Origin of the sequence: Vreelandella halophila (assembly GCF_009856365.1) — a bacterium.
Taxonomy (GTDB): Bacteria; Pseudomonadota; Gammaproteobacteria; order Pseudomonadales; family Oleiphilaceae; genus Halospina; species Halospina utahensis_B.
This window is the reverse complement of sequence record NZ_WMEX01000009.1, coordinates 21,684-46,240: the sequence shown is the minus strand read 5'-3', so window position 1 is coordinate 46,240 and position 24,557 is coordinate 21,684. Positions and strand designations below refer to the sequence as shown.

The following is a 24,557-nucleotide window of genomic DNA, read 5'->3' as shown; positions in this document are numbered from 1 at the left end:
TTACCGTCCTTTCAGCCGGCGGTTACCTCAGTGTGAGCTGCCACCCTCCGGTGGCTGGAAGTGCTCGTCCAGCCGTTCCACTTCCGCGTCAATGTCGTCTTCCATGCCGAGTTCGGTATTGTCCAGCCGTTGTTGCGCGGTGGGCAGTCGGATCTCGAATTCCACGCCGTCGATGGCCAACGGCTCGAAACTGAGCCGGTGGGCGTTGCGCTTCGGGGTGAGGCTCAGGCGCCACCGGGGGCGTTCCGGGTGGCCGGGGTCGAAGCGCTGCTGCTTGCCCTTGGCCTCGAAGTCCGCGAGGCGTTGGGTGGGCTGGTCGCGGTCGTCCGTGGTGGTGACCTCCACGCTCTCTACCGGCGACTCGAACGTCCATTCCATCTGCCCCTGCCATTCACCCTCGGGTGAGCGGCAGCTTGGCTTGCCGGATTCCACTGCCACATCCACCAGTTCCGTGACCACGTTGCCGTCCGACAGGGCCACGCGCACCGCGTACTGGGTCGCCGGGGTCTCGATGTTGTGCACGGCGATCTGGCCCTCGTAGCCCTTCACGATTTCGTTGACGAAATACAGGCCCAGCCCACGGCCCTGGTGTTCCCTGGCGCGCCGTGTGGAGAAACCGAGCTGGAAGAGGTTGGGGCGGTCTTCCTCCCGGATGTGCGGACCCCGGTTGTAGACCCGGATCAGGGCATTACCCCTTTCCTCCCGCAGCTCCAGGGTGACCGGGGCGAAGGGGCTGCTGTAGCCGCGCTTGCGGGCGTGGAACTGGGCGTTCTTCAGCAGGTTCTCGAGCAGCAGCACCAGGTGGTTCTCGGTGCCCAGCAGTGTGCCCGTGGACTGGAGGTCCGCGTACCACTGCCCATCATTGAGGGCCCAGGGGGTTCCCACGGCGGGTTCCTCCAGCGGTTTCTGGCTCACCTGGCCGAGTGCGCGCCACGCCGCACGCCCGGGGTCGTAGACCGGGGGCGGGGGCAGTTCGTCCGTGTCGTCCCCCTCCTCGCTGAGCATGCGCTGGTAGTAGTGTTCCTCGCATTCGCACAGCTGGTTGCCGATGTGCAGGGCGAGGTTATCGGCGGTGGAGAGGTCCAGCAGATCCCAGAGGTAGCGCATGGCGTCTTCGGCGGCCCGCAGTGGCTGCGCCCGTTGCTCATCCCCGGCCTCTTCCGCTTCCGTGAGCGCACCTTCCAGGGCGGTGCGGACCCGGTCGAAGCTGATCACGCCGTTGTGGCGAACCTCCGCGGCGATGCTCTTGAAGTGCAGGAACTTCTCGTCGTACTCGATGTATTCCAGCAGCTTGTCGCTGATGAAGCGCTTGAGCTTGTCCGCGTGGTCGGAATAGGTGTGGGCCTTGAGCTGGAGCTGCTTGCGGTCCTGCCAGAGGCTGTGGACCTGAGCGCGCAAGGCCTGGAGGTCTGAATCCTGCTGGCGCCGTTCGCGGTGATAGCGGCGCATGTCGGCGAGGATCAGGGTCACGAACAGGGCCAGCGCGCCGTAACGCCACTCGGCCTGGAGCAGAACCGGTGGGACGCTGTAGAAGGAGGCCACTGTGGGGTCCAGCAACAGCAGGAGCCAGCTGATGGCCAGCAGGCCCCCGAGGGTGCCCAGGAAGGGGAAGCGCACCGGCTGGATGCGGTCGTCCGGGCGGTCGTCGCGTTTCTCGGCCATGCTCAGTTCGCCTCCGTGGTGCGTGGCGTGCGCCAGCAGTAGGCGCCGTCATCCCCGAAGGCCACCAGTCCCTCGCCCTCGCGGCACCATTCAAAGAAGCGTTCGTCGCCGCCCATGGCCTGGTCGATGGCCCGGCGCAGGGTGCGGATGTGCTGGCGGTAGTTGGCCTGGGAGAAGCGTTCCGGGTCCGCGTCCAGCTTCTCCGCCACCTGCAGGGTGGACAGAGGCGCGGGCGAGGCTTCCACGAGGTAGCGCAGGATCTTGCGTGGCGTCGGGGGCAGGGGGCGCTTGGGGTTGTTCGGGTTCATCAGCTTCACGCCCTGCCAGTAGGCCTCCCAGGTGACGGTGTCCAGGCTCAGGCCGCCGCTCTGGAGCCGGTCGCTGCTGTTCTTCTCCCGGGTTATGGACTGCTGGCGGAGGGTAGCCCGGATGCGCCAGCACAGCACCTGTTCGATGTTGCGCTGGTGCTTGGCGATGAAGTCCTGGGCGTTCTGTTCCTCGATGGCTTCCTGTTCCACGCCCGTGCCGCTGTATTCGGAAAGGTAGACGATGGGCAGTTGCGGCCACTTGCGCAGAAGGGTGCGTGAGACCGAGAACCCCGCCTGTTCGTTGCCGTTCATGTTGGCGTCCAGCAGGGCCAGGTCCGGGGCATCGCCGGCGTCGGCGAGCTTGATGTGCTGGCAGGCGGCCTCGGCGAAGCGGAAGACCTCTACCCGCGTTGGCTGGTCGTCAAAGGCCGTGGCCTCAAGCACCGGCTTGAAGCGGTCGATCCAGTGTGACTGGTCCTCCACCCAGAGAATCGTGGCCATGGGGCGCGGTTCCGACGGAAATCTGTTGTGAGTGTAGCAGCCGGCCCCGCTGGAACGACGATGGCTACACACTGATACAAAGTTCGCATTTTCCGGGTTGGCGACTCACGGATTATTCACGCGCGTCGGAAAGACTGCAGGTGTCGGGGCGGCGGCTCAGTCCGCCGGTTCACCAAGCAACCTTGAAGAGGGGACACACCATGTTCTCAGACATACTCACCATCTGGTCCGATTCGCCGGCGCTGTCACTGGCCATCTGGCTGGTCATCGCCATTACCCTTCTCTACGCGGGCCGGCCGCACGCGCACCAGCTCCTGCGCAATACCGGCCGCGCCTTCTACCGCAGCCTGCGCCTGGCCGGCGCCGGGGTGCGCCAACTGGAAAGCCGCGTCAGCCAGCGCAACCGGGACGTGCTGCTGGCCGCTGGTCGCGAGGAGGCGGAAAGCGCCATTGAGCGTGAATTCGCGCGGGTGGCGGAGATCGTCGAGCGGGACCTGGGCCAGTACCCGGTCCTGCACCGGCGCCTGAACGAGACGCTGGAGAAGATCGAGACGGACTACCACAACTCGATCGAGAACAAGCCCATGCCGCCGGCCTGGCAGGAACTGATGGACACCATCGGCAACCTGCCCACCTCCGGCGACCCGGCCGTGAACAGCATTCTGGAGAACATCCGGGACGTGGTGCAGAAGTCCCACGATGAGACCCTGGAGGCCTACCAGTCGGACATCAACGAACGCCACGGCATCCTCAAGGGCATGCGCCCGGACTGGCGCAACCTCGGCCAGACCATGGGGAAGGTGCACGAGACCATCACCGGCCTGGACGAGCGCTCCAGGTCCATCGACCGGCAGATGGCCGAATACGAACGCATGCGCAACAGTGATGACGAGGCGGTGAATACCCTCATGGCATCGTCGCTCAAGCAGTTCTTCATCTCGAGCCTGGTGCTGACCATCGCGGTCTTCGGCGCCATCGTGAACTTCCACCTGATCGCCATGCCCATGTCCGAGATGGTCGGCGGCACCAGCTCCATCGGCCCCATGGCGGCCTCTGACGTGGCCGCGCTGGTCATCATCATGGTTGAGATCACCATGGGGCTCTTCCTGCTGGAATCGCTGCGGGTAACGCACCTGTTCCCGGTCATCGCACGGCTGAACGACCGCATGCGGCGCTACCTGATGATCGCGTCGCTGGTGATCCTGGTGATCTTCGCGGGCATCGAGTCCTCGCTGGCCTACCTGCGCGACATGCTGGCCGCGGACCAGGCGGCGCTGGCACAGCAACTGACCGGTGAGGCCACCGGTGGCACCGAGTTCGGCTGGATCCCTGCCATGGGCCAGATGCTGCTGGGCTTCATCCTGCCGTTCGCGCTGGCGTTCGTGGGTATTCCTCTGGAGTCCTTCGTGCACTCACTGCGCACCGTACTGGGCGCGGTCACGCTCGGCGTGCTGAGGGCCCTGCGCGTGACACTGCGGGTGACCGGCGGCCTGGCGAATCACCTCTGCGCCATGCTCATCAACCTGTATGACCTGCTGATCATGGTGCCGCTGAGCATCGAGCGGATGGTGCGCTACCGCATGGAGAACCGGGCAGCCGCTCAGGCGGAAGCTTCAGAGCCGGCGCCCGAAACACAGGAACAGGCGCCCCGGAAGCGCAGCCGCAAGCGCGCGGAACCGGCTGCCGCCGAAACGCAGGCCGATGCCGATGATCTGCCCCTCACAACCCAGGAGGCCTGAACCATGAACCTTACCGCATCCACACTCCGTAACCGCGTGGCCCCCAGGGGGCTGCGCCTGACCCTGGCCGCGATTCTGAGCCTGTTCCTGATCGGCTGCAGCGAGGCGGCCAGCAACAACCGGGCGGTCTTCGTGCTGCTCGATATCTCCAACGGCTACGCCCAGGAGCGGGAGAAGGTGCAGCAGCTCAGCGCCTATCTGCTCTCGGAGCTGGGGGCCGGGGATTCGCTGGCGGTGGCTTTCATCGACAACTCCAGCTTCACCGAGCGCAACATCATCGCCCAGACCACCTTCGACGCGCGCCCGAGTGTCGTCGGGCAACAGAAGCGAGCCGTCCTGGGTAAGCTGCAGTCGTTCATGGAGGGGTTCGAGACGCCGAGCTATCACAGCGACATAACCGGCGGCATCCTGCTGGGGCGCGACTTCCTGCATGGGACGAACGCGGAACGACAGCACCTGTTCGTGCTATCCGACCTGCACGAGGACCTGCCGCCGGAGCTGAACCGGGACATGGCGCTCGACCTGGCGGGTATCCGGGTGGTTGCCCTGAACGTGCTGCGCCAGCGCGGTGACAACAACGACCCAGCCGCGTACCACGAGCGGCTGGCGAGCTGGAAAGCGCGCGTAGAGGAAGACGGCGGTCGCTGGCAGGTGATCAACGAACTTGAGCGCTTGCCCCGGCGGGTGGCGTTGCGCTGAAACCGCGAGGGTATACGTGGCACGGGTCTGTTAGAGTGTTAAGCGGAGTGAAACGGCTGGATGGGTACATCCGTTACACGCAAGAGACCCGCGCCGCTAGCGCATCCGCCATCAGTCTGATGCAGGTTCGAACTGCTTCCTCAGCCAGGCGTTGATGTCATCGGATTCATACAGCCACTGCTGTTCGCCGTTGTCGTGCTCAATCAACAGACAGGGCACTTTGACCCGCCCGCCGCCGGCTTCGAGGGCAGCCCTGTGATCCGGGTCGTTCTGGGCATCGCGGGTTTCAATGGCAAGCCCCAGGCGTGACATTTCCTTGCGGACCTTGATGCAGAACGGGCAGGCCTTGAACTGGTAGAGCGCCAGCTTGCTTGCGGCCTGTTCAACGCGTGCTTGATCTTCAGAGCTTCGGGATACGGCTCTGGGGCTGGTCAACTTTTCGTTGATCAGGACGATGGGGGTAAGGATCAGGCGCAGTGATCGGAAGAAATAACGGATAATGACGCGCATAAAAAGCCTTGTTCCTTGAGAAATGATGGCCTCTGAAATGGTGTACCAGCGTAGCATTTCTGAGACCCTGCGTAAGAGTCGGGTCTGGTAGACTCTGGCCTGCTATCAGCATTGTTGGGAGAGTTAGCGTTGCGTCGTGCTGCTCAGGTGCCGGTTTGGCTGAGTATTCTGTTGTTTGCCGGAGGGTCATCCCTTGTCGGGGCGGATGAAATCCGGGTCGCTGTCGCCAGTAATGTTGTTGGAGCAGCCAGAGTTCTGGTTGATCGGTTCGAAGCAGCTACTGAGCACAGCGTGGTCCTCGCCTCCGGCTCAACCGGAAAGCACTACGCCCAGATTCTGCACGGCGCTCCTTTCCAGGTCTTCCTTGCCGCGGATGAGCGCCGGCCCCGGCTTCTGGCTGAGTCCGGCAGGGCCGTTGAGGGAAGCCGGGTGAGCTATGCCCGTGGCCGGCTCGTCCTCTGGAGCCCCGGCGAATCGCTCGTGGATGCGGAAGGCGGGGTCCTGGCTACCGGGGATTTCGCCTATCTGGCGCTGGCCAACCCGCGTCTGGCGCCCTACGGCAGGGCGGCAAAGCAGGTGCTGGAGAACCGGGGGCTCTGGGAGGCCCTGGAAGGTCGGCGGGTGATGGGCGAGAACATCGCCCAGACGTTCCAGTTCGTGCGCACGGGCAATGCAGCGCTGGGATTTGTGGCGCTGTCCCAGCTTGAGGCGCCGGAGCGCAGCATGGGTGGCTCACGCTGGCTGGTTCCGGAGACCCTGCATGAGCCCATTGAGCAGCAGGCGGTGCTGTTGGCGGATGAACCGGCGCCCAGGGCCTTCCTCGAGTTCGTGACAGGGGAACAGGGGCAGGCGATTCTCCGTGACCATGGCTATGAGGTGCCCTGATGCCGGGCTCCGATGATCTCACGGCACTGTGGATTACGCTGCAGCTGGCGGCTGTGAGCACCCTGATCCTGCTGGTGGTGGGCACGCCCCTGGCCTGGTGGCTGGCGCGCACACAATGGCGCTTCCGCTTCGTGGTCGAGGCGATGGTGGCGCTGCCGCTGGTCCTGCCGCCCACGGTTCTGGGGTTCTATCTTCTGATCGCGCTTGGGCCGGAAGGGCCCATCGGGAGCCTGATGGAGGCCCTGGGCGGCCAGCCGCTGGCGTTCACCTTCAGCGGGCTGGTGATCGGCTCGGTGGTGTACTCGCTGCCGTTCGTGGTCCAGCCCCTTCAGAACGCCTTTTCCGCCGTCGGCCGCAGGCCCATGGAGGTGGCCGCTACGCTGCGGGCCTCACCCATGGACCGCTTCTTCACCGTGGCGGTGCCGTTGGCCGCGCCCGGCTTCCTGACGGCGGCCGTGCTTGGCTTTGCCCACACCCTGGGGGAGTTCGGCGTGGTGCTGATGATCGGCGGCAATATTCCGGGCAGTACCCAGGTGGTGTCCATCGCGGTCTATGACCATGTGGAGGCACTGGATTACACCAGCGCGCACTGGCTCTCCGGTGGCCTGCTGCTGATGTCCATGCTGATGCTGATGGCGGTCTATGCGCTCAACCGGCGTTTCCTGGTGGTGCGGCTATGAGCATTGAGCTGGCGTTCCGGCTCGACCGGGGGGATTTCAGCCTGGACCTGTCACTGGCGCTGCCGGGGGCAGGGGTGAGTGCGGTTTTCGGGCCCTCCGGCTGCGGCAAGACGACACTGCTGCGGATCATGGCGGGGCTGGAACGCTCGGCAGTGGGTCACCTGCGCGTGGGAGGCCGGACATGGCAGGACGTCAACCAGTTCGTGCCACCGCACCGGCGTGCCGTGGGCTATGTGTTCCAGGAGCCCAGCCTGTTTCCCCACCGCAGTGTGGAAGGCAACCTGCGTTATGGGCTGCGCCGGAGCCAGGGCAACGGGGATAACTCACGCCTGGAGCAGTCCATTGAGCTGCTGGGAATCCGCCATCTCCTCGCACGCAGGCCGCATCAGCTCTCCGGCGGAGAACAGCAGCGCGTGGCCATCGCACGGGCCCTGGCCATGGAACCTGCCCTGTTGCTTCTCGATGAGCCCCTTGCCGGTCTGGATGAGGCGCGGCGCCATGAAATCCTGCCGTACCTTGAGCGGCTGCACCGGGAGCTGGTTCTGCCGATGATCTATGTAAGCCACTCCAGGGAGGAGGTGGCCCGGCTGGCGGACCACCTGGTGGTTATGGATAACGGCAGGGTACAGGCGGAAGGTTCCCTCACTGACGTGTTCGCACGCCTGGACCTCGCTATCGCGGGGCAGCCGGGGGCGGAGACGGTTATCGAGGGCGTGGTGGACGATTACGACCCACGCGACGGCGTGGTGCGGGTGAACTCGGACGCAGGACCGCTCCATGCGGTACTGGGGCAGCTGGAAACCGGGCAGCCCGTGCGGCTCCAGGTCCAGGCCCGTGACGTGAGCGTGGCCCTGACGGCACCGCAGGACAGCAGTATCCTGAACGTGATGCCGGCCCGCATTGAGGACCTGGCGGAGCAGGGGGCCGGGCACGTGATGCTGCGGTTGCGGGTGGGGGATGCGGTACTGCTGGCGCGGGTGAGCCGCCGCTCTGCCCGCGAACTGTCTCTGCAGTCGGGTCTGGAGGTCCACGCCCAGGTCAAGAGCGTGGCGCTGCTGGGGTAAGCCCATGAACGCATCGCGCAGCCTCTATCAAACGCTTCCCGCCCCGGGCCTTCTGGCGGACCTGGTGCTGTTGCTGCATGGCCTGATCGTGGCCTTCGTGGTTGTCGGTCTGGTGCTGTTCATTATCGGTGGCATGCGTGGCTGGTTCTGGGTCCGCAATCCCTGGGTCCGCTGGGTGCACCTGGTGACGATTGGTTTCGTGGTGATCCAGACCTGGCTGGGGCGACTGTGTCCGCTGACTGTCTGGGAGCACGAGCTGCGTCTTGCGGCCGGTCAGCCCGTGCACGATCAGGGGTTCATCGAATACTGGGTGAGCGCCCTCATCTTCCATGACCTGCCGGGCTGGGTGTTCCTGTTCGGGTACACGGTTTTCGGGGCCCTGGTGGCCGCCACCTGGTGGTGGCTGCCGCCGCGTCAGCGCTCATCCTCGCCGAAGGACTCGGTGCGGTAGCGCTTGATGGTCAGTGAAGGGGACCAGTAATCCGATGGCAGGCCCGCCTTGCGCTTGAGCTGGCGGACAAAGTCCACGGGCTCCGGCAGCGATTCCCAGACTGCGGGGAGAAAGGTTCCCCGGTGGACGCCGTCCTCAAGAATGAGCCCATCCTCGCCGGGTTGGAGAGCCGCGAGCAGTTCCGCTTCCGAGGCCACAGGCAGCGGTTCGGGCCGGGACAGGATCGAGAGTTCCAGGTGCACCTCCTCCAGTTCATGGGCCGCCAATGGCTGGAAGCGCGGGTCGCGGAAGGCGGCGGCATGGGCATGCTCCGCCACATCCGTCACCAGTGGCTGGCGGGCTTCAAGGGTGCCGATACAGCCGCGCAGGCTGTCATCCGGGCGCTTGAGTGTGACAAAGCTGGCGCCGTTACGCTGCAGAACCTCAGGCCACTGCGCCGGCTCAACGGTCAGGGCACGACCGGTCTCAAAGCCCTCCCGGATGCTGTCCCGGGCGAGGGTCAGCAGCATCCCGCGGTGCTCGTGTGTTATCGGGGTGTCAGTGGAATACATAGGCGCCATACCCTACAACGCTGTCCCTGGGAGCTCCGGCATCCCCCGAGTTGCGCAGATCCAGGATGCGGCCTTCCAGGCCCTTCTGACGGGCCAGCCACAGAAGCCCGTTGATGGGGTGGCGGCCACAGGCATCGCCATCCCGGACCTTCTCCCACGCCAGGTTCTCAATAGCCTCGGACGTGGCCCTGTCCCGGCGTACCGCGCTGTCGTAATCCATGAAGTGGCTCAGATCCGAGCTGATGGCGATCAGTGTCTCGGGCCCACCCCAGAGTGAATCCAGCAGTGTTCCGACTTCCTCCGGCGTAGCGTCGCCCACGACCAGCGGGACAACACTGAAGTCATCCATCAGCGCCTGAAGGAAGGGGAGATGTACTTCAAGGCCGTGTTCGCGCTCATGGGCGTCTTCCCGATAGACCACGTCGGAGCGCTGGGCCACCAGGTCCGCCTGAGTGGCCTGGTCAACGCGCACATTCCCCATGGGCGTGGCGAAATAGTCCGCGCTGCTGGCGGCGATCCCCCGGAAGGGAATGCGGTGACTTGGCCCGAGCAGGATGACGCGCTCAATGCGATCCGCCATGGTGCGGACGGTTGCATACGCCTCCCCGGCGACCGCACCCGAGAACGGGTAACCCGCATGGGGCGCGATCAGCGCCTTGGGCGGCGCTACGTTATCGGTGCCCGCCTTTTCGAGGAAACCGGCAACCTGCTGCTGCAGTACGCCGCGCTCGGCGGGGTAGAAGAGCCCTGAAACCGCCGGTGGCCGAACTGTCTGTTCCATGGTGCACCTCCCTTGGGGCTGGCTTCATTTGCCCTTATATGGGGGCGATCGACGCCATCAACAAGGCTGGGCAAGAGCCCGGGTCGCGCCCTATACTCGGAGTATAACGCCAGCACCGGGAGGTGAGACCATGGGCGTCACAATCTCCAGCGACCGTTTCCCAACCGTCTACTGGCATGAGCTGGAAGATGGTCGGATCCAGTGCGATCTGTGTCCGAGGGCCTGTAAGCTGAAAGAGGGTCAGCAGGGCCTGTGTTTTGTGCGTGCCCGGCATGACGACCAGATCGTGTTGACCACCTACGGGCGCTCCAGCGGGTTCTGCGTGGACCCGATTGAGAAGAAACCCCTGAACCATTACCTGCCCGGCACCTCGGTCCTGTCCTTTGGTACTGCTGGCTGCAACCTGTTCTGCAAGTTCTGCCAGAACTGGGATATGAGCAAGTCCCGGGAGATGGATACGCTGGCGGACCAGGCGGAGCCGGAGACCATCGCGCGCGCCGCCGAGGATCTGGGCTGCCACAGCATCGCCTTCACCTACAACGATCCGGTGATCTTCCACGAATACGCCATCGACGTGGCCCAGGCCTGCCATGAGCGGGGCATCAAGGCGGTGGCCGTGACCGCCGGTTACATCTGCGAGGAGCCGCGGAAGGAGTTCTTCCGTTACATGGACGCGGTCAACTTCGACCTCAAGGCGTTCACTGAGCGCTTCTACCGCAAGATTACCGGCAGCGAGCTGCAGCCGGTGCTGGATACGATCGAGTACGTGCACAACGAGACGGATGTGTGGTTCGAACTGACGACGCTGCTGATCCCGGGCGAGAACGATTCCAGCGAGGAGATCGAGCGCATGAGCCAGTGGGTGGTGGAGCATCTGGGGCCGGATATTCCCATGCATTTCACCGCCTTCCATCCGGATTTCAAGATGATGGAGCATCCGCGTACGCCGGCGGAGACGCTGACCAATGCGCGTGAAGTAGCCATGAAGAACGGCATCCGGTACGCCTACACGGGGAACGTGCACGATGAGGCCGGAGGCAGCACCTACTGCCATCACTGTGGCCAGAAGCTGATCGGGCGGGATTGGTTTGTGCTCAGTGACTGGAACCTGACCCACGATGGGCATTGCACCAATTGCGGGACGCGGTGTGCCGGGGTGTTTGATGGGGATCCCGGGCGTTGGGGCGCCCGGCGTGTGCCTGTGCGGCTGGCGGAGTGGCGTTAGCGGTTGTCCCAAGACTGAGGTGCTTCTGCAGGAGGGGAGGCGGGTAACGCTCTCCGGGAATCGCCACAAGTACATCCATGTAGGCTGCGCGGTGGCCATCCATGGCCACCGAGCTTCCCTCCGAGCGTTCCCCGCCTCCCCTCATCAAACCCTGATGATGTCGCTAACACGCAATCACAGCGTTGCCTTTTCCTCCTCGCTCCTTGCTTCTCACTCAACCAACTCGTCGTGCATCCGGATCTCATTCTTCAGGGTCTGGTGCACCGGGCAGCGGCCGGCGATCTGGAGCATGCGCTGGCGCTGCTCGTCGGTGAGGTCGCCTTCGATGGTAATGTGGCGGACGAGTTCATCCACCTTCCCGGACTTTGTCTCGCACTCCTCGCAGTCTTCCGCGTGGACCTTGCGGTGGGTGACCTCGCAGGTGACGCGCTCCACCGGGAGTTCCTTGTGGCGGGCGTACATGTTGATGGTCATGACGGTGCAGGCGCCCAGTGAGGAGGCCAGGAGGCCGTATGGGTCCGGGCCACGGTTGGTGCCGCCGTTGTTCTTGGGTTCGTCGGCAACCATCTCATGCGGGCCGGCCTGGACACGGCAGAGGAAGCCGTCCTCGGTGCGGCCGGTAACGCGGGCGCCCTCCGGGGCCGGGGCCGTTTCGGGTTCCAGGAAGCGGGCGGCCCAGGCGGAGACCACCTGGGCGGCGTACTGGGCGTCGGAGCGGCGCGAGAGCAGGTGGTCGGCGTCGTCCAGGCTGATGAAGCTCTTGGGGTGCAGGGCGGCGGTGTAGATCTGCTCGGCGTTGTCGATGCCCACCGTGCGGTCATGCGGCGCGTGCATGACCAGCAGGGCACGCCGGAGTTTGTGCAGGCGCTCGGTCAGGTCGTGGCTGCGGGCGTCGTCGATGAAGTCTTTGCGGATGCGGAAGGGGCGGCCGGCGAGATCAACCTCGGCGCTGCCGCTTTCCTCGATCCGCTCCAGGTCCGTGCCGAACTGCTTGAGAATGTGGTCCGGGCTCGCCGGGGCGCCTATGGTGGCGACGGCGCGCACGCTGTCCAACCGCTCGGCGACGGCGAGAGCCGCGGAGCCGCCCAGGGAGTGGCCAAGCAGCAGTTGGGGCGCGGCGTAATGTTCGGTGAGCCAGGCGGCGGCATCTTCCAGGTCATCAAGGTTGCTGGAGAAATTGGTATCCGCGAACTCGCCCTCGCTTTCACCCAGACCGGTGAAATCAAAGCGCAGCACAGCGAAGCCGGTGCCGGCCAGGGCCGAGGTGATGGTGCGGGCGGCGCGGACCTGGCTGCCGCAGGTGAAGCAGTGGGCGAAGATGGCCGTAGCCCGCCAGATCCCGCCGGGGGGCAGTTCAATCGTGCCCTTGAGGGTGAGGCCATTACGGGACTGGAATTCAATGGCGGGCATGGCGGATCTCCTTGCGGGTCAGCTTGGCTGCGGGATGTATTTACGCCCGTACAAGGTTAACAGAAAGCCGAAGAAGAACATCAGCACGCCGTAGACCGCCGAGGGCACGGACATGGCCTCGGATTCCAGAAGGTTGAGGGTTACCAGCAGGCCGATGGTGCCGTTTTTAATGCCGAGTTCCACGGCCACTGCCATGGATTCCCGCTGGGTGAGGCCAGTCAGACGGCTGAGACCCAGTGCGATGCCGATGCCCGCAAGGTTCAGGGCGATGGCCGCGGGGCCGGCCTGACTGAGCAGTTCACCCAGCTGATCGCGCACGTTGTACACCAGCGCCACCACCAGCATGGCCAGTACAACACCGCCGAAGACGCTGACCGCGCTTTCCGCTTTCTGGGCCTTCTCCGGGAATCGGCTCTTGAGCATCATGCCGATGGCGATGGGCAGCAGCACGATCAACCCCAGCGTCATGATGGTGCGTTCCACGGGCAGCCGTATGGCTTCGTTTTCACCCATGTAGAGATCCAGCGCCAGGTTGGTGAAAAGCGGCAGCGACACGATGGTGATCAGGTTGGCCAGGACGGTCAGCACGATGGACAGCGCCACGTTCCCCCGCGCCATGAGCGCGAAGAGGTTGGAGGTGGTGCCGCCCGGGCAGGCAGCGATGATCACCAGTCCCACGGCGATCATGGGCGACAGGTTGAAAATCGCGATGATCAGGAACGCCAGTGCTGGCATCACCAGGATCTGGGCAATGGTGCCGACGATGATCCCACGGGGGTACACCGCGACCTGGCGGAAGTCCCTGGGCGTCAGGGTCATGCCGATGCCGATCATGATAATGAACAGGGAAAGGGGCAGTCCGATGGAAATCAGCGGGCTGGCTTGCATGGGGTGCGTCCTTTTTGACTTTTGTTATTGTGAATCCGGGTTCAATAATGCCGGACCCATTGGGAAAAGCCAATCAGGGCGAGCTGGAATCTGGAAACGGAATGTAGCAGCTGAAGGAAGGATGGAAACTGAGGGCGTCCATGCCCTCATGTTCCTGTGGGTCAGTCTTTTTTCTCTTCGCCTTCAGGCTTGTCGGAACCCTGGTGGCCAAGGGGAGAGGCCGTATCCAGCCGCGGGTGGTTGTCCATGAACTCACGGTGCGGATCGTCCAGGGCATCCAGCTTCTGCAGCGTGCCCTTGATGGCGTGAATGGCTGCCAGAACGTCCTGGGTATTCCCGGACTCGGAGATGGTGTGCATGTTCCGGATCGGGAAGCCGATGGAGGTGGCTGCGCAGTCCACGCTTGCCAGCACGCCGGCCATGCCGTCAGTGCCGGTGTCCGGGCCCACCACGTCGCGCTGGAAGGGGATTTCCTGCTCGCGTGCCGTGGTCTCAAAGAAGCGGTTGAGCTGTTCGCTGGCGATGGCGCCCACGGACATGGTGAAGCCCTTGCCCATCTCCTGCGGGTTCATACGCCGGTCCCCGATGCCCGGAGCGGCCTTGTAGTCGTGGTTCACGTCCACGCCGACCAGCGCATCCGGCTTGAGTTCACCGGCCAGGACGCGGCTGCCGAAGCGCCCGATTTCCTCGTAGGTGGCCATGGCGTAGAGCACCCGGATCTTCTCGGTGCCGCCGGCTTCCGCCATCAGGCGCGCCACTTCCGCAGTGGTGAAGCAGCCCAGGCCGTTGTCCAGGTAGGCGCCATAGAAGGTGTTGGGGCTGAAGCCCTTGCGGATGGGGCGGTCGAGCAGGATGGAGTCACCGGGGCGCACACCCAGGTTCTCGACCTGCTGCTTCTTGTTCTCGCCATGGATCTGCAGCTCCAGGTAGAGCTGTTCCTTCTTGATGCCCTTGTCGCCACTGCGCACATTCGGGTCCGCGAAGTGGATGGCGCCGAGGGCTTCCACTGTGCCGCCCTCGATCACGCGATAGCTGCCCGGGTTCTCGGGGTCCTCGCTGAACAGCTTCACCTCGTGGCCGATCAGCGTGGTGGGCAGGAAGGAGTCGCTGTTGATCCAGATCTTGCCGTCATCGCCGATGCTCCGCACCTGCATGCGGATCTTGTCCGCATGGCCGATGATCATGACCTTGAACATGTCCTCCCGCCCCGGGTGGGTGTCCAGCACAATGCCCGCATGGCCTTTGAACTGGTGGATGTGCCAGTCCTTGGGCGATACACGCTCAAGGTAGGGCTTGAGCACACCATAGGTCATGGCCGCCTCGATGCCGATCGGACTGGGCGCGGCCAGGATGTCGCGCATCAGCTCGAACTGGTCATCGGGCATGGGAGTATTCCAGGGCTGGGTCGATTCGGTCATCGCGTTGTCTCTGCCTTCTTTTTCAGGGGTTTCCGGTTCTGGAGTGAGTCTACCAGCCTGAAAGGATACCCCCTAATCCCCGAGACTGGCCAACCGTAAATTAAGATGCGCAATGCAAATAATATGGTGGAAAATGATGGCTCGGTGTAGAGTAAAAGTGCCATTCCATATTCAGTGAATTCTGATGATGAAACCGCCAGTGCTGGTCATTCTGGGCCTGTTTTTGCTGCCCCGCCTCGTTTTTCCGGAAGACCGGCCGGAGATAGTGATTGCCGCGGATCAGTGGTGCCCCATCAATTGCCTGCCGGATAGTGATCGCCCGGGGTTCATGATTGAGATTGCGGGTGAGATCTTCAATGAAGCGGGCTACCGGGTCGTCTATCGGCTTATGCCCTGGTCCCGGGCTATTGTTTCCGGGCGTGACGGGACGATTAATGCCATTGTCGGCGCTTACCGGGGCGATGCGCCGGGGTTCGTGTTTCCGCGTAACGAACAGGGGCGGATCGGGTCTGCGGCACTGTTTACCCGTGCCGGGAGTGACTGGGTCTACCAGGATCTGTCGTCACTGGAGCAGGTCCGGCTCGGGACGATCCTGGACTACGACTATGGCGAATCGCTCAACGGCTATATTGAGGCGCATTCCCAGAGTTACCGGGTCCAGGTGATGACTGGCAATGACCCCCTTGCCAAGAACATTGAGAAGCTTCTGAGGGGCCGCATTGATGTGGTTGTGGAGGCGAAGCCCGTGTTCCGGTATCTCAGCCGTGAAATGGGCGTGGAGGGCGAGGTTCGCCATGCGGGTGAGGCCGCGCCTTCCGAGGACGCCTACATCGCTTTTTCCCCAGGGCTTGAGTCATCGTCTGAGTACGCCCGGATCCTCTCCGAAGGCATGGAACGTCTGCGGGCCAGTGGGGAACTGGCTCGGATCCTGGCACGCTATAATCTTGACGACTGGAAAACCGGAGAGTGACCAGGGGCTTTTGGGGGGGCGGTGTGGAGTGGATTGAGAGCGGAGCTCTCTAGGGATAATCGAGATCGGTAAGAACACCGGCGTCCTCGACCGTCAGAAACCAGCATTGGGCTGGGTACTTCTGGATGAGCTGTCGGGCCCCCTGGTCGCCCGAGAGGCTGCACAGCTGTGACCAGTAGGCGCGTCCGAAGATGACCGGGTGGCCGGGCTGCCCCTGGTGGATCGGGCGGGTGATGCCGTCCTCCGTCGCCTGCTCACAAAGGGCGTTCAGGGTTTCGAGCTGGACCCAGGGCATGTCCCCGAGACAGATGGCTGCTGCTCCGATCCCGGACAGTGACGGGTCGGCACTCAGGGCCCGGAAAGCATCGGCGATGCTGCTGCCCATGCCGTCGCCGGCATTGGGAGCCCTGATGGTGGGAACATCCGGTGGCAGGTTGAGGTTGGCCGGGACGTCAGTGGCGCCAATCACCACGCGTACATCCCGGAACCCCATGCGGAGGTTTTCAAGCGAAGCCGCCAGCAGCGTGCGTCCGTCCGGCAGGGCAGCCACACGCTTATCCGCATCGCCGAAGCGCCGTGAGGCGCCCGCCGCAAGGACGAGCGCGACCACGTCATTGCTCATCAGACCGCAAGCTGATCATTAACGGGCAACTGGCGGATACGCTTGCCGGTGGCGGCGTAGATGGCGTTACAGACCGCCGGCGCCACCGGTGGCAGCCCCGGTTCACCCACACCGCCCATGGGCAGCTCCGGATCGTTATTGACCAGGTGTGTGCGGACCTGCTTCGGGGCATGTTCCATGCGGGGCACGTTGTACTGGTGGAAGTTGTTCTCCTGCACACGGCCCTCCCGGAAGGTTATCTCGCTGTGCAGGGCAATGCCGATGCCCATGACGCAGGCGCCTTCGAGCTGGGAGCGGATGCGCTCCGGGTTCACCTGGAAGCCGCAGTCGAAGGCGATGTCCGCGTTGTGGATGGTCACGCTGCCGTCATCGCCGACTTCCGCATCGATCACGATGGCCGTGTAGGACTGGAAGCTGTGGTGGAAAGCAAGCCCCAGGCCACGGCCCTTGGGCATGTCACGCCCCCAGTCCGCCTTTGCGGTCACCGTCTCGATGACATTGCGCATACGCCCGGTGTCAATCACGTAGACCGATGGATCCTCGCCGTAATTCCAGCTGTCGCCGAAATCGCGGGGATCGATCCTGCGTGCTGGACCCAGCAGTTCCAGCAGGTAGTCCCGGTGGTCCTTGCCGGCCGCCTCGGCCATCTCGGCGGCAAAGCTCTGGATGGCGAAGGCATGGGGCAGGTTGTAGACCGAACGGAACCATCCGATACGGGCGTGGGACTCGGCTTCCGGGTTCTCGAGCTGGATGGCGGGTACATCGAACGGCATGGTGTTGAAGCCCATCCCGAGCTCAAAGCCTCCCTTGTGCTCCGGGTCCTCCTGGAACAATGAGGTGATGGTCGGAGACAGCGTGCGGTGACGCCAGCCTTTGGCCTTGCCGTCCGCGTCCAGGGCACCTTCCAGCCGGTCCACGGACAGGGCATGGAAATAGGCGTGATGAACGTCGTCTTCGCGGCTCCACTGAACCTTGACCGGGCGCCCGCCGGTTTCCTTTGCCAGAAGACCGGCTTCCAGAACATAGTCGGGCTTGGACTTGCGGCCGAAACCGCCACCCAGGAGCGTCACATTCAGCGTGACGTCCTCCTTGTCCAGGCCCAGCACGCCGGCCAGCCCCTCGCGGCCGGCGCGGGGGTTCTGGATCGGTGCCCAGGCTTGGGCCTTGCCGTCCCGGAGCCGCACTACCGCGACCGGGGGCTCCATGGGCGCCTGAGCCATGTGGGGCATGTAGTAGGTGGCTTCGATGGTCTGGTCGGCACCGTCGAGAGTCTTCTGGATGTCGCCACTGCTGCGGATGACCTTGCCAGGGGACTGGGCGGCTTTTTCCAGAGCCTGGCGGTAGTCATCCGTGTTATAGCGCGCGTTGTCGCCCGCTGCCTCCATGTCCCATTCGATCTTCAGCGCATCCCGCCCCTGCATGGCGGACCAGGTGTTGCTGGCGATCACCGCCACACCACCCATTGGCTTGAAGCCGGCGGGCTCGCTGTTGGTGTCCAGGGTAACAACCTTCTCTACACCTGTGACTTTCAGCGCCTCGCTGTCATCGACACTGGCAACTTTGGCACCGAGTACCGGCGGCCGGGCGATCACGGCATGGACCATGTCGTCGAACTGGATATCCGCGCCAAAGGTAGCGCTGCCCTCGACGATCTCCTCGCCGTCGATGGCCATGGGGCGTTCAATGTTGCCGCTACCCCGCTGCCGGACCGGATCGGCCTCCTGACCGATGTAGCGGTGAGCCTCGATGGGCTTGAGCTCGATGGCACTGCGCTCCGGTACCGCCAGTTCCCGGGCGGCTTCCGCGAGCTCCCCAAAGCCAAGGGTGCGACCGGAGGCTTTGTGGGCCACTTCATGGACGCCCGCTTCGCATTCAGAGGCCGGAACACCCCATTCATTCGCTGCGGCCTGTTCCAGCATCATGCGGGCGGAGGCGGCCGCGCGGCGCATGGGGTCGTACCAGTGGCGCATGCTGCGGGAACCGTCGGTGTTCTGGTTGCCGTAGCGGTCCTGGTCGGCCCGGGCCTGCTGAACAGCAACCCGGTCCCAGTCGGCACCCAGTTCGTCGGCGGCCACCATCACCAGGCTGGTGCGGATACCCTGGCCCATTTCGGAGCGGTGGTTGATGATGGTGACTGACCCATCGGGGTCGATCTGGATGAAGACGTTGGGATCATCCACCCAGCCACCGGGCATGCCGGCAGCGCCGTATTGCTTCTCCTCGTCGCTGGCCAGGGCCATGTCCCAGCGGGCCGCCAGTACCAGTGCGGAGGCTCCTGCCATACCGCCAAGAAAGCGCCGGCGGCTGACGTTCGCGATCATCAGTGAGTCGTTTGATACCGTCATGATCAGGAGTCCTCCTGCATCGCGTCGGCGGCGTAGTGGATGGCGTGCCGGATGCGGTTGTAGGTGCCGCAACGGCAGATGTTGCCGGTCATCGCGTCTTCGATCTCGGCGTCGGAGGGGGTCGCGTTCTGCTTGAGCAGCGCGGTGGCGCTCATGATCTGGCCCGCCTGGCAATAGCCGCACTGGGCCACGCCCAGATCAAGCCAGGCATTCTGTACCTGCTGGCCCACCGGGTCTTCCTTCATGGCCTCGATGGTGGTGATCTTGCCGCCGGCGGCATTGCCCACCGTTGTGGTGCAGGAGCGGATGGGCTCGCCATCAAGGTGGACAGTGCAGGCCCCGCAGAGGGCCATGCCGCAGCCGAACTTGGTGCCCGTGAGCTGGACGATGTCGCGGATGGCCCAGAGCAGTGGCATGTCGTCCGGGACATCCAGCTCGTGGGTGGTTCCGTTGATGGTCAAGGTGGTCATGGCATTGTCTCCGCCGGTCGAATGGGTGTCTTTACGGCGTGAAAGGGCTTCCGGATTGTCGCATCAGTATAGTCATGAAAACCAGCCAGAGCCCAGAAGCAGCTGTATCAGGGTGGCATTGGCGATATCGATCAGGAACGCCCCCAGCAGGGGAATGACCAGGTATGCCTTGGGGCTGGCGCCAAAGCGTGAGGTGAGGGTATTGATATTGGCAATGCCAACCGGGGTGGCGCCCAGGCCCATGCCGATGAAGCCGCCGCTGATACAGGCGGCGTCGTAGTCCCTGCCCAGCAGCGGGTAGACCACGAACACCGTCAGGAGGGTGATAACGATGGCCTGAATAACCAGTACAAGGCCGATCAGGCCGATGGCGTCCTGGAGCGAGAGCAGCGGCAGGCTGATCAGGCTCATGCCCAGAAACAGCTGGAGGCTGAGGTCGCTGGCGAGCTGGATAGGGGCCGGGTCGATGGGGCGGCGGAGCAGTGCCAGCCCGTTGGAAAGCGCAATCCCCAGCAGCATGGCGGTGAGGAAGGCCGGCACACGGATGCCCATTTCCCCGAGCCCTTCATACATCCAGGAGCCGAGCGCGAAGCACAGGGCAATCAGAAGCACAGCCTGCAGCAGGCTGTTCATGTCGATCAGGTAAGACGGCGCAGTGCCGGGTGCCAGGCTGGCGACGCGCGGCTCCGTTCCACCGGGTGCGAGTCCGTGGCGGCGGATGAGCCAGGCTCCGACTGGGGCGCCCACCAGACCACCCAGTATCAGCCCGAAGGTGGCGAAGGTCATCCCCAGCGTGCGCGCATCAGAAAGGCCGAAATGATCCTCGAAAAGCTGGCCCCAGGTGAGCGCTGTGCCATGGCCGCCGGCCAGTGAGATGCTCCCGCCCACGAGCCCGTAAAGCGGGCTCTGGCCGCTCAGCCAGGCCATGAGGGTGCCGGCCAGGTTCTGGAAAACCAGCAGGACAACGGCCAGGCCAAACAGGAGCGCGAGCGCGCGTCCCCCCTCGATCAACTGCCGGAGCTGCGCGGACAACCCGATGGTGGAGAAGAAAACGATCAACAGGAGGTCGCGCAGCTGGAGATCGAAACGGATGTCCAGCTGCGTCAGCACTTCGGTCAGGGCAACCAGGCCACTGACGGCGAGCCCGCCACTGACACCCGGCGGCACATTGTAGCGGTGCAGCACCCCGGTCCAGAGGTTGAGTCGAACACCAAGCCACAGGGCCACGATCGCCAGTGCCAGGGTGACGGGGGTGCTGAGAGTCAGGAGTGTGGGGTCGGTGGCTGTATCCATGGGATCCAAGAATACGCCAGTTATGGGTAGGGGAAACAGTCCGACGTCCACAGTGACGGCCCGGTGCTGACGCGCGGGTCTGGCCTCGCGGGCGTGGATTGGCTAGGGTCTGGCGTCTTCATTCACGGACAGAAAAGGTATTTCCATGGCTGATCTGATACTGCATCACTACCCCATGTCCCCGTTTTCAGAAAAGATCCGAGCCATGCTCGGGTATGCCGGCCTCGGTTGGGAATCCGTAACGGTGCGCGAGATGCCGCCGCGCCCGAACCTGGAAACGCTTACCGGCGGTTATCGAAAGATTCCGGTGGCCCAGGACGGCGCGGACGTGTTCTGCGATACCCGCGCCATTGCCAGGGAGATCGCCGCCCGGGCCAACCGGCCGGAACTGGTGCTGGAGGACAGCAGCGAGGCGGTGCAGGCATTCGTCCGGGAAGCGGATCTGGAGATCTTTCTGGCCTGTGTCATCGGGGCGAGTGGGCCGGGGATGATGGTCAAGCTGGCGAAGAGTACATCCACGCTCAACGCGCTGCGTTTCCTGAAGGACCGGATATCAATCGGGCGCACCGCCAGGGTATCAGCCATGAAACCGAAGCAGGCCCGCGCGAAGATCCGCGAGCACCTGGACCGGATGGAAGGCATGCTGGATACGGCGTTCCTGTTCGGCGACACGCCCTGCATTGCGGATTTTTCCGCCTACCATGGCCTCTGGTACGTGCGCGATCTTGCTGAACATTCGGTGATGAAAGGATATCCGAAGGTGAATGCCTGGATGGACAGGATCCAGGCGTTCGGCCACGGTACGGCACGTGAACTCAGCCAGAAAGGTGCCCTGGAGAAGGCCCGCGCGACCCAACCGCGGCCAATCGAGACGGAAGGGGACGACCCAATGCTGGGCAAACAGGTCGCCATCGCCCCGGATGACTACGCCCGGGATCCGGTAGAGGGCACCCTTGTGGCGTCCAGCGCGCATGAGAGCGTCCTCAGGCTGGAGAATGAGGGGACGGGTGTGCTGCACCTGCATTTCCCGAAGGAAGGCTTCCGGATAGAGTGTTGATATCATCGGTTGCACGATGATCGCGGATCATGAAGGGTAGGGCGAGCAACGGTCACCCATGAGAGGAGGAGCGACATGATCAAGGATAACCCTGAACGCTATGGGACGATCTCCCGGGTGCTTCACTGGCTGTTTGCCGTGCTGGTGCTCTGGCAGTTCATGAAGTTCTTTGACCGTATTGGGGAAGGGGAGCACTGGGTCGGTGAGACACTGGTCCCCTGGCACGTCTCGATCGGTACCCTGCTGCTGGTGCTGATTGTGGTGCGCGTTGTCTGGGCTCTGTCGCAGGCGTCCCATAGGCCCACGCACGAGCCCCCAATCAGGTACCTGGCACGGGGTGGGCATATCCTGCTCTATGCGGCACTGGTGATCATGCCCATTACGGGCATGCTGTACATGGTCGGTGAAGGGTATGGCGTTGAGGCTTTCGGCATCACCCTGATTGCCGAAGGTGAGGAAATCGCCTGGATGCATACCGTTGGCGGCCTTCACTCGATCACCGCCTGGGTGCTTCTGGGCCTGACGCTCGCCCACATTGCGATGGCTTTCTACCATCAGTTTGTGCGGCGTGACGGCACCCTCAGGCGCATGAGCTAGCCGCCATCGGCAGGCCGGGAGGCTCATAAAAAGAACCTATTGAAATGGTCAACAAATGCAACTGATGATAATGGGGCAAGAGCCCCGGTGAATGTCGTATAGTGTTCACGTCGATGACGTCGCACCGGGTTCAAACAGGCCCGTGGGCGGTCGTTTTGAGTGGACCTGCTTCATTCAACACTATAGTTACGATCGGAGAGATCTATGAGCGGAAACGAAAGCGGCGGTAAGTGCCCCGTTGTCCACGGTGGCAATACCCATGTGAATGACGATGTCATGGAGTGGTGGCCGAACAGCCTGAACCTGGACATCCTTCATCAGCACGACACCAAGACCAACCCGATGGGCGAGGACTTCGACTATCGCGAAGAAGTCCGCAAGCTCGATTTCGATCAGGTCAAGCAGGACGTTATGGACCTGATGACCGACAGCCAGGACTGGTGGCCCGCAGACTGGGGTCACTATGGCGGCCTGATGATCCGCATGACCTGGCACGCTGCAGGCAGCTACCGTGTATTCGATGGTCGTGGCGGCGCAGGCACCGGTAACCAGCGTTTCGCGCCCATCAACAGCTGGCCCGACAATGGTAACCTGGATAAGGCACGCCGCCTGCTGTGGCCGATCAAGAAGAAGTACGGTAACCGCCTGAGCTGGGCCGACCTGATCACCCTGGCGGGCAACGTTGCCTACGAATCCATGGGCTTCAAGACCTTTGGTTTCTCCTTCGGCCGCGAAGACATCTGGCACCCTGAAAAGGAAACCTACTGGGGTAGCGAGAAGGAATGGCTCGCCACCAGTGACAATGAGAACAGCCGCTACGACGAAGACCGTAACCCGGACTCCCTTGAGAACCCGCTCGCGGCGGTGATGATGGGGCTGATCTACGTCAACCCGGAAGGCCCGGATGGCACGCCGGACCCGGCGCAGACGGCGCAGGACGTGCGCGTTACGTTCCAGCGAATGGCCATGAGCGATGAGGAAACCGTTGCCCTGACCATTGGCGGACACACTATTGGTAAATGCCATGGCAATGGCGATCCGGACAACGTTGGTCCGGCACCCGAAGGCGCAGACGTAGAGGAACAGGGCCTCGGCTTCAACAACCATGTCACGCGGAGCGTTGGGCGCGACGCAGTGACCAGTGGCCTTGAAGGCGCCTGGACCACCAACCCGACCCAGTGGGACCATGGCTATCTCGAAATGCTCCTCGACCATGAGTGGCAGGTTGTCCAGAGCCCGGCAGGCGCTAACCAGTGGGAGCCGGTGGACATCAAGGAAGAGGACATGCCGGTGGACGTGGAGGATCCGTCGATCCGCCGCAAGCCCATGATGACCGACGCCGACATGGCCCTGAAGGTCGATCCGGAATTCCGCAAGGTCTGCGAGAAGTTCCGTCAGAACCCGGACCAGCTGGACGACGCCTTCGCCCGCGCCTGGTTCAAGCTGATCCACCGTGATCTGGGCCCGAAAGACCGCTACATCGGCCCGGAAGCACCCACCGAGGACCTCATCTGGCAGGACCCGGTACCCGAGGGCAGCTGGAACTACAACGTTGAGGCGGTGAAGAAGCAGATCGCCGAAAGCGGCCTCAGCATCAGCGACATGGTAGCCACGGCCTGGGACAGTGCTCGTACCTTCCGCCAGTCCGACAAGCGCGGTGGTGCCAACGGTGCCCGTATCCGCCTGGCGCCGCAGAAGGATTGGGTCGCCAACGAGCCGGAGCGTCTGCAGCGTGTGCTCAAGGTACTTGAGCCGATCGCGAAGCAGAATGGCGCCAGCGTGGCGGACGTGATCGTTCTGGCCGGTAACGTGGGCATCGAAAAGGCCGCGAAAGCCGCTGGGCATGATATTGCCGTGCCGTTCCGGCCCGGTCGTGGCGATGCCACCGAGGAAATGACCGATGTGGATTCCTTCCAGTGGCTCGAGCCGCTGTCGGACGCCTATCGCAACTTCCTGAAGAAGGACTACAGCGTTCAGCCGGAAGACCTGATGCTCGACCGCACCCAGCTCATGGGGCTGACCGCGCCTGAGATGACGGTGCTGATCGGCGGCATGCGGGTACTCGGTACCAACCATGGTGGCAGCAAGCACGGTGTGTTCACGGATCGTGAAGGTCAGCTGACCAACGATTTCTTCGTGAATCTCACCGACATGTCCTACAGCTGGGTACCGACCGGCGACAACCTGTATGAGATCCGCGACCGCAAGACGGACAAGGCGAAGTGGACCGCGACCCGGGTAGATCTGGTGTTCGGCTCCAACTCGATCCTGCGTTCGTACGCGGAGGTCTACGCTCAGGACGACAACGAAGAGAAGTTCGTACAGGACTTCGTGAAGGCCTGGAACAAGATGATGAACGCGGATCGCTTCGATCTGGAATAATCATCCCAGCCTGAGCTGAGACGACAAAAAGCCGGGTGTGGCGTGAGCC

Annotated in this window: 23 protein-coding genes; 11 read left to right on the top strand and 12 right to left on the bottom strand. The window is 63.6% G+C overall.

Annotated elements, in window-relative coordinates; genetic code table 11:
- Positions 1–27: 27 nt before the first annotated feature.
- Both GLW01_RS14430 and GLW01_RS14425 read right to left on the bottom strand, forming a co-directional pair.
- Complete coding sequence (locus GLW01_RS14430) at positions 28–1,662, bottom strand: ATP-binding protein (protein ID WP_160899526.1); 1,635 nt, start codon at positions 1,660–1,662, stop codon at positions 28–30.
- 2 nt (positions 1,663–1,664) lie between these two features.
- Positions 1,665–2,471 (bottom strand): response regulator transcription factor, encoded by an 807-nt coding sequence (locus GLW01_RS14425; RefSeq protein ID WP_160899525.1) that lies wholly within the window; start codon positions 2,469–2,471, stop codon positions 1,665–1,667.
- 200 nt (positions 2,472–2,671) lie between these two features.
- On the opposite strand from GLW01_RS14425, the gene GLW01_RS14420 reads away from it, so the two are divergent.
- Complete coding sequence (locus GLW01_RS14420) at positions 2,672–4,210, top strand: hypothetical protein (RefSeq protein WP_160899524.1); 1,539 nt, start codon at positions 2,672–2,674, stop codon at positions 4,208–4,210.
- Positions 4,211–4,213: 3 nt separating this feature from the next.
- Positions 4,214–4,909, top strand: a complete 696-nt coding sequence (locus GLW01_RS14415; protein WP_202405761.1) for a VWA domain-containing protein — start codon at positions 4,214–4,216, stop codon at positions 4,907–4,909.
- Between the two features lie 111 nt (positions 4,910–5,020).
- Here GLW01_RS14415 and GLW01_RS14410 read toward each other — a convergent pair whose 3' ends face one another.
- Positions 5,021–5,419 carry a glutaredoxin family protein gene (locus GLW01_RS14410; protein WP_160899523.1) on the bottom strand — a complete coding sequence of 133 codons (399 nt, stop codon included), beginning with the start codon at positions 5,417–5,419 and terminating at the stop codon, positions 5,021–5,023.
- Between the two features lie 147 nt (positions 5,420–5,566).
- Between GLW01_RS14410 and modA the strand changes: the two genes are divergently transcribed.
- Genes modA through GLW01_RS14390 form a run of 4 tightly spaced genes read left to right on the top strand, consistent with a single transcriptional unit; the run spans position 5,567 to position 8,499 of the window.
- Positions 5,567–6,304: a molybdate ABC transporter substrate-binding protein gene (gene modA / locus GLW01_RS14405; protein ID WP_340162465.1), complete on the top strand. Its 738-nt coding sequence runs from the start codon at positions 5,567–5,569 to the stop codon at positions 6,302–6,304.
- Entirely contained in the window at positions 6,304–6,984 is a 681-nt protein-coding gene (gene modB, locus GLW01_RS14400) for a molybdate ABC transporter permease subunit (protein ID WP_160899522.1), read from the top strand. Before modA ends, modB begins: the two co-directional genes overlap by 1 nt.
- Positions 6,981–8,048 (top strand): molybdenum ABC transporter ATP-binding protein, encoded by a 1,068-nt coding sequence (gene modC, locus GLW01_RS14395; RefSeq protein WP_160899521.1) that lies wholly within the window; start codon positions 6,981–6,983, stop codon positions 8,046–8,048. Before modB ends, modC begins: the two co-directional genes overlap by 4 nt.
- Positions 8,049–8,052: 4 nt before the next feature.
- Entirely contained in the window at positions 8,053–8,499 is a 447-nt protein-coding gene (locus GLW01_RS14390; protein ID WP_151439206.1) for a DUF2784 domain-containing protein, read from the top strand.
- Here the strand turns inward: GLW01_RS14390 and amrA are convergent.
- Together amrA and amrB are read right to left on the bottom strand one after the other, a co-directional pair.
- Entirely contained in the window at positions 8,463–9,008 is a 546-nt protein-coding gene (gene amrA, locus GLW01_RS14385) for an AmmeMemoRadiSam system protein A (RefSeq protein ID WP_237416606.1), read from the bottom strand. The two genes, GLW01_RS14390 and amrA, sit on opposite strands and share 37 nt — an antisense overlap.
- Positions 9,009–9,036: 28 nt before the next feature.
- Positions 9,037–9,831 (bottom strand): AmmeMemoRadiSam system protein B, encoded by a 795-nt coding sequence (gene amrB, locus GLW01_RS14380; RefSeq protein WP_160899519.1) that lies wholly within the window; start codon positions 9,829–9,831, stop codon positions 9,037–9,039.
- A 130-nt stretch (positions 9,832–9,961) separates the two neighbouring features.
- On the opposite strand from amrB, the gene amrS reads away from it, so the two are divergent.
- On the top strand, positions 9,962–11,056 hold the full coding sequence (gene amrS / locus GLW01_RS14375; RefSeq protein ID WP_160899518.1) for an AmmeMemoRadiSam system radical SAM enzyme: 1,095 nt from the start codon (positions 9,962–9,964) through the stop codon (positions 11,054–11,056).
- A 210-nt stretch (positions 11,057–11,266) separates the two neighbouring features.
- Here the strand turns inward: amrS and GLW01_RS14370 are convergent, their stop codons facing one another.
- The 3 genes from GLW01_RS14370 to GLW01_RS14360 all read right to left on the bottom strand — a co-directional run bounded on the left by GLW01_RS14370 (position 11,267) and on the right by GLW01_RS14360 (position 14,772).
- Positions 11,267–12,466 carry a bifunctional alpha/beta hydrolase/OsmC family protein gene (locus tag GLW01_RS14370; protein WP_160899517.1) on the bottom strand — a complete coding sequence of 400 codons (1,200 nt, stop codon included), beginning with the start codon at positions 12,464–12,466 and terminating at the stop codon, positions 11,267–11,269.
- Positions 12,467–12,484: 18 nt separating this feature from the next.
- Positions 12,485–13,354 carry a bile acid:sodium symporter family protein gene (locus GLW01_RS14365; protein ID WP_151439211.1) on the bottom strand — a complete coding sequence of 290 codons (870 nt, stop codon included), beginning with the start codon at positions 13,352–13,354 and terminating at the stop codon, positions 12,485–12,487.
- Between the two features lie 161 nt (positions 13,355–13,515).
- Complete coding sequence (locus tag GLW01_RS14360; protein ID WP_151439212.1) at positions 13,516–14,772, bottom strand: M20/M25/M40 family metallo-hydrolase; 1,257 nt, start codon at positions 14,770–14,772, stop codon at positions 13,516–13,518.
- Positions 14,773–14,956: 184 nt separating this feature from the next.
- On the opposite strand from GLW01_RS14360, the gene GLW01_RS14355 reads away from it, so the two are divergent.
- Positions 14,957–15,742: a substrate-binding periplasmic protein gene (locus tag GLW01_RS14355; protein ID WP_160899516.1), complete on the top strand. Its 786-nt coding sequence runs from the start codon at positions 14,957–14,959 to the stop codon at positions 15,740–15,742.
- Positions 15,743–15,791: 49 nt separating this feature from the next.
- Here GLW01_RS14355 and GLW01_RS14350 read toward each other — a convergent pair whose 3' ends face one another.
- The 4 genes from GLW01_RS14350 to gltS form a co-directional block, all read right to left on the bottom strand.
- Entirely contained in the window at positions 15,792–16,364 is a 573-nt protein-coding gene (locus tag GLW01_RS14350) for a nucleotidyltransferase family protein (protein WP_160899515.1), read from the bottom strand.
- Positions 16,364–18,709 (bottom strand): xanthine dehydrogenase family protein molybdopterin-binding subunit, encoded by a 2,346-nt coding sequence (locus GLW01_RS14345; protein WP_160899514.1) that lies wholly within the window; start codon positions 18,707–18,709, stop codon positions 16,364–16,366. The genes GLW01_RS14350 and GLW01_RS14345 overlap by 1 nt, the downstream gene beginning before the upstream one ends.
- Positions 18,710–18,711: 2 nt before the next feature.
- Positions 18,712–19,179 carry a (2Fe-2S)-binding protein gene (locus GLW01_RS14340; protein ID WP_151439216.1) on the bottom strand — a complete coding sequence of 156 codons (468 nt, stop codon included), beginning with the start codon at positions 19,177–19,179 and terminating at the stop codon, positions 18,712–18,714.
- A gap of 72 nt (positions 19,180–19,251) precedes the next feature.
- Positions 19,252–20,472 carry a sodium/glutamate symporter gene (gltS, locus tag GLW01_RS14335; protein ID WP_151439217.1) on the bottom strand — a complete coding sequence of 407 codons (1,221 nt, stop codon included), beginning with the start codon at positions 20,470–20,472 and terminating at the stop codon, positions 19,252–19,254.
- 145 nt (positions 20,473–20,617) lie between these two features.
- Between gltS and GLW01_RS14330 the strand changes: the two genes are divergently transcribed.
- From GLW01_RS14330 to katG, 3 genes are all read left to right on the top strand, one after another.
- Positions 20,618–21,529 carry a glutathione S-transferase family protein gene (locus GLW01_RS14330; RefSeq protein ID WP_151439218.1) on the top strand — a complete coding sequence of 304 codons (912 nt, stop codon included), beginning with the start codon at positions 20,618–20,620 and terminating at the stop codon, positions 21,527–21,529.
- Between the two features lie 75 nt (positions 21,530–21,604).
- Positions 21,605–22,126 carry a cytochrome b gene (locus tag GLW01_RS14325; RefSeq protein WP_151439219.1) on the top strand — a complete coding sequence of 174 codons (522 nt, stop codon included), beginning with the start codon at positions 21,605–21,607 and terminating at the stop codon, positions 22,124–22,126.
- Between the two features lie 204 nt (positions 22,127–22,330).
- Entirely contained in the window at positions 22,331–24,508 is a 2,178-nt protein-coding gene (gene katG, locus GLW01_RS14320) for a catalase/peroxidase HPI (protein WP_160899513.1), read from the top strand.
- Positions 24,509–24,557: the final 49 nt, after the last annotated feature.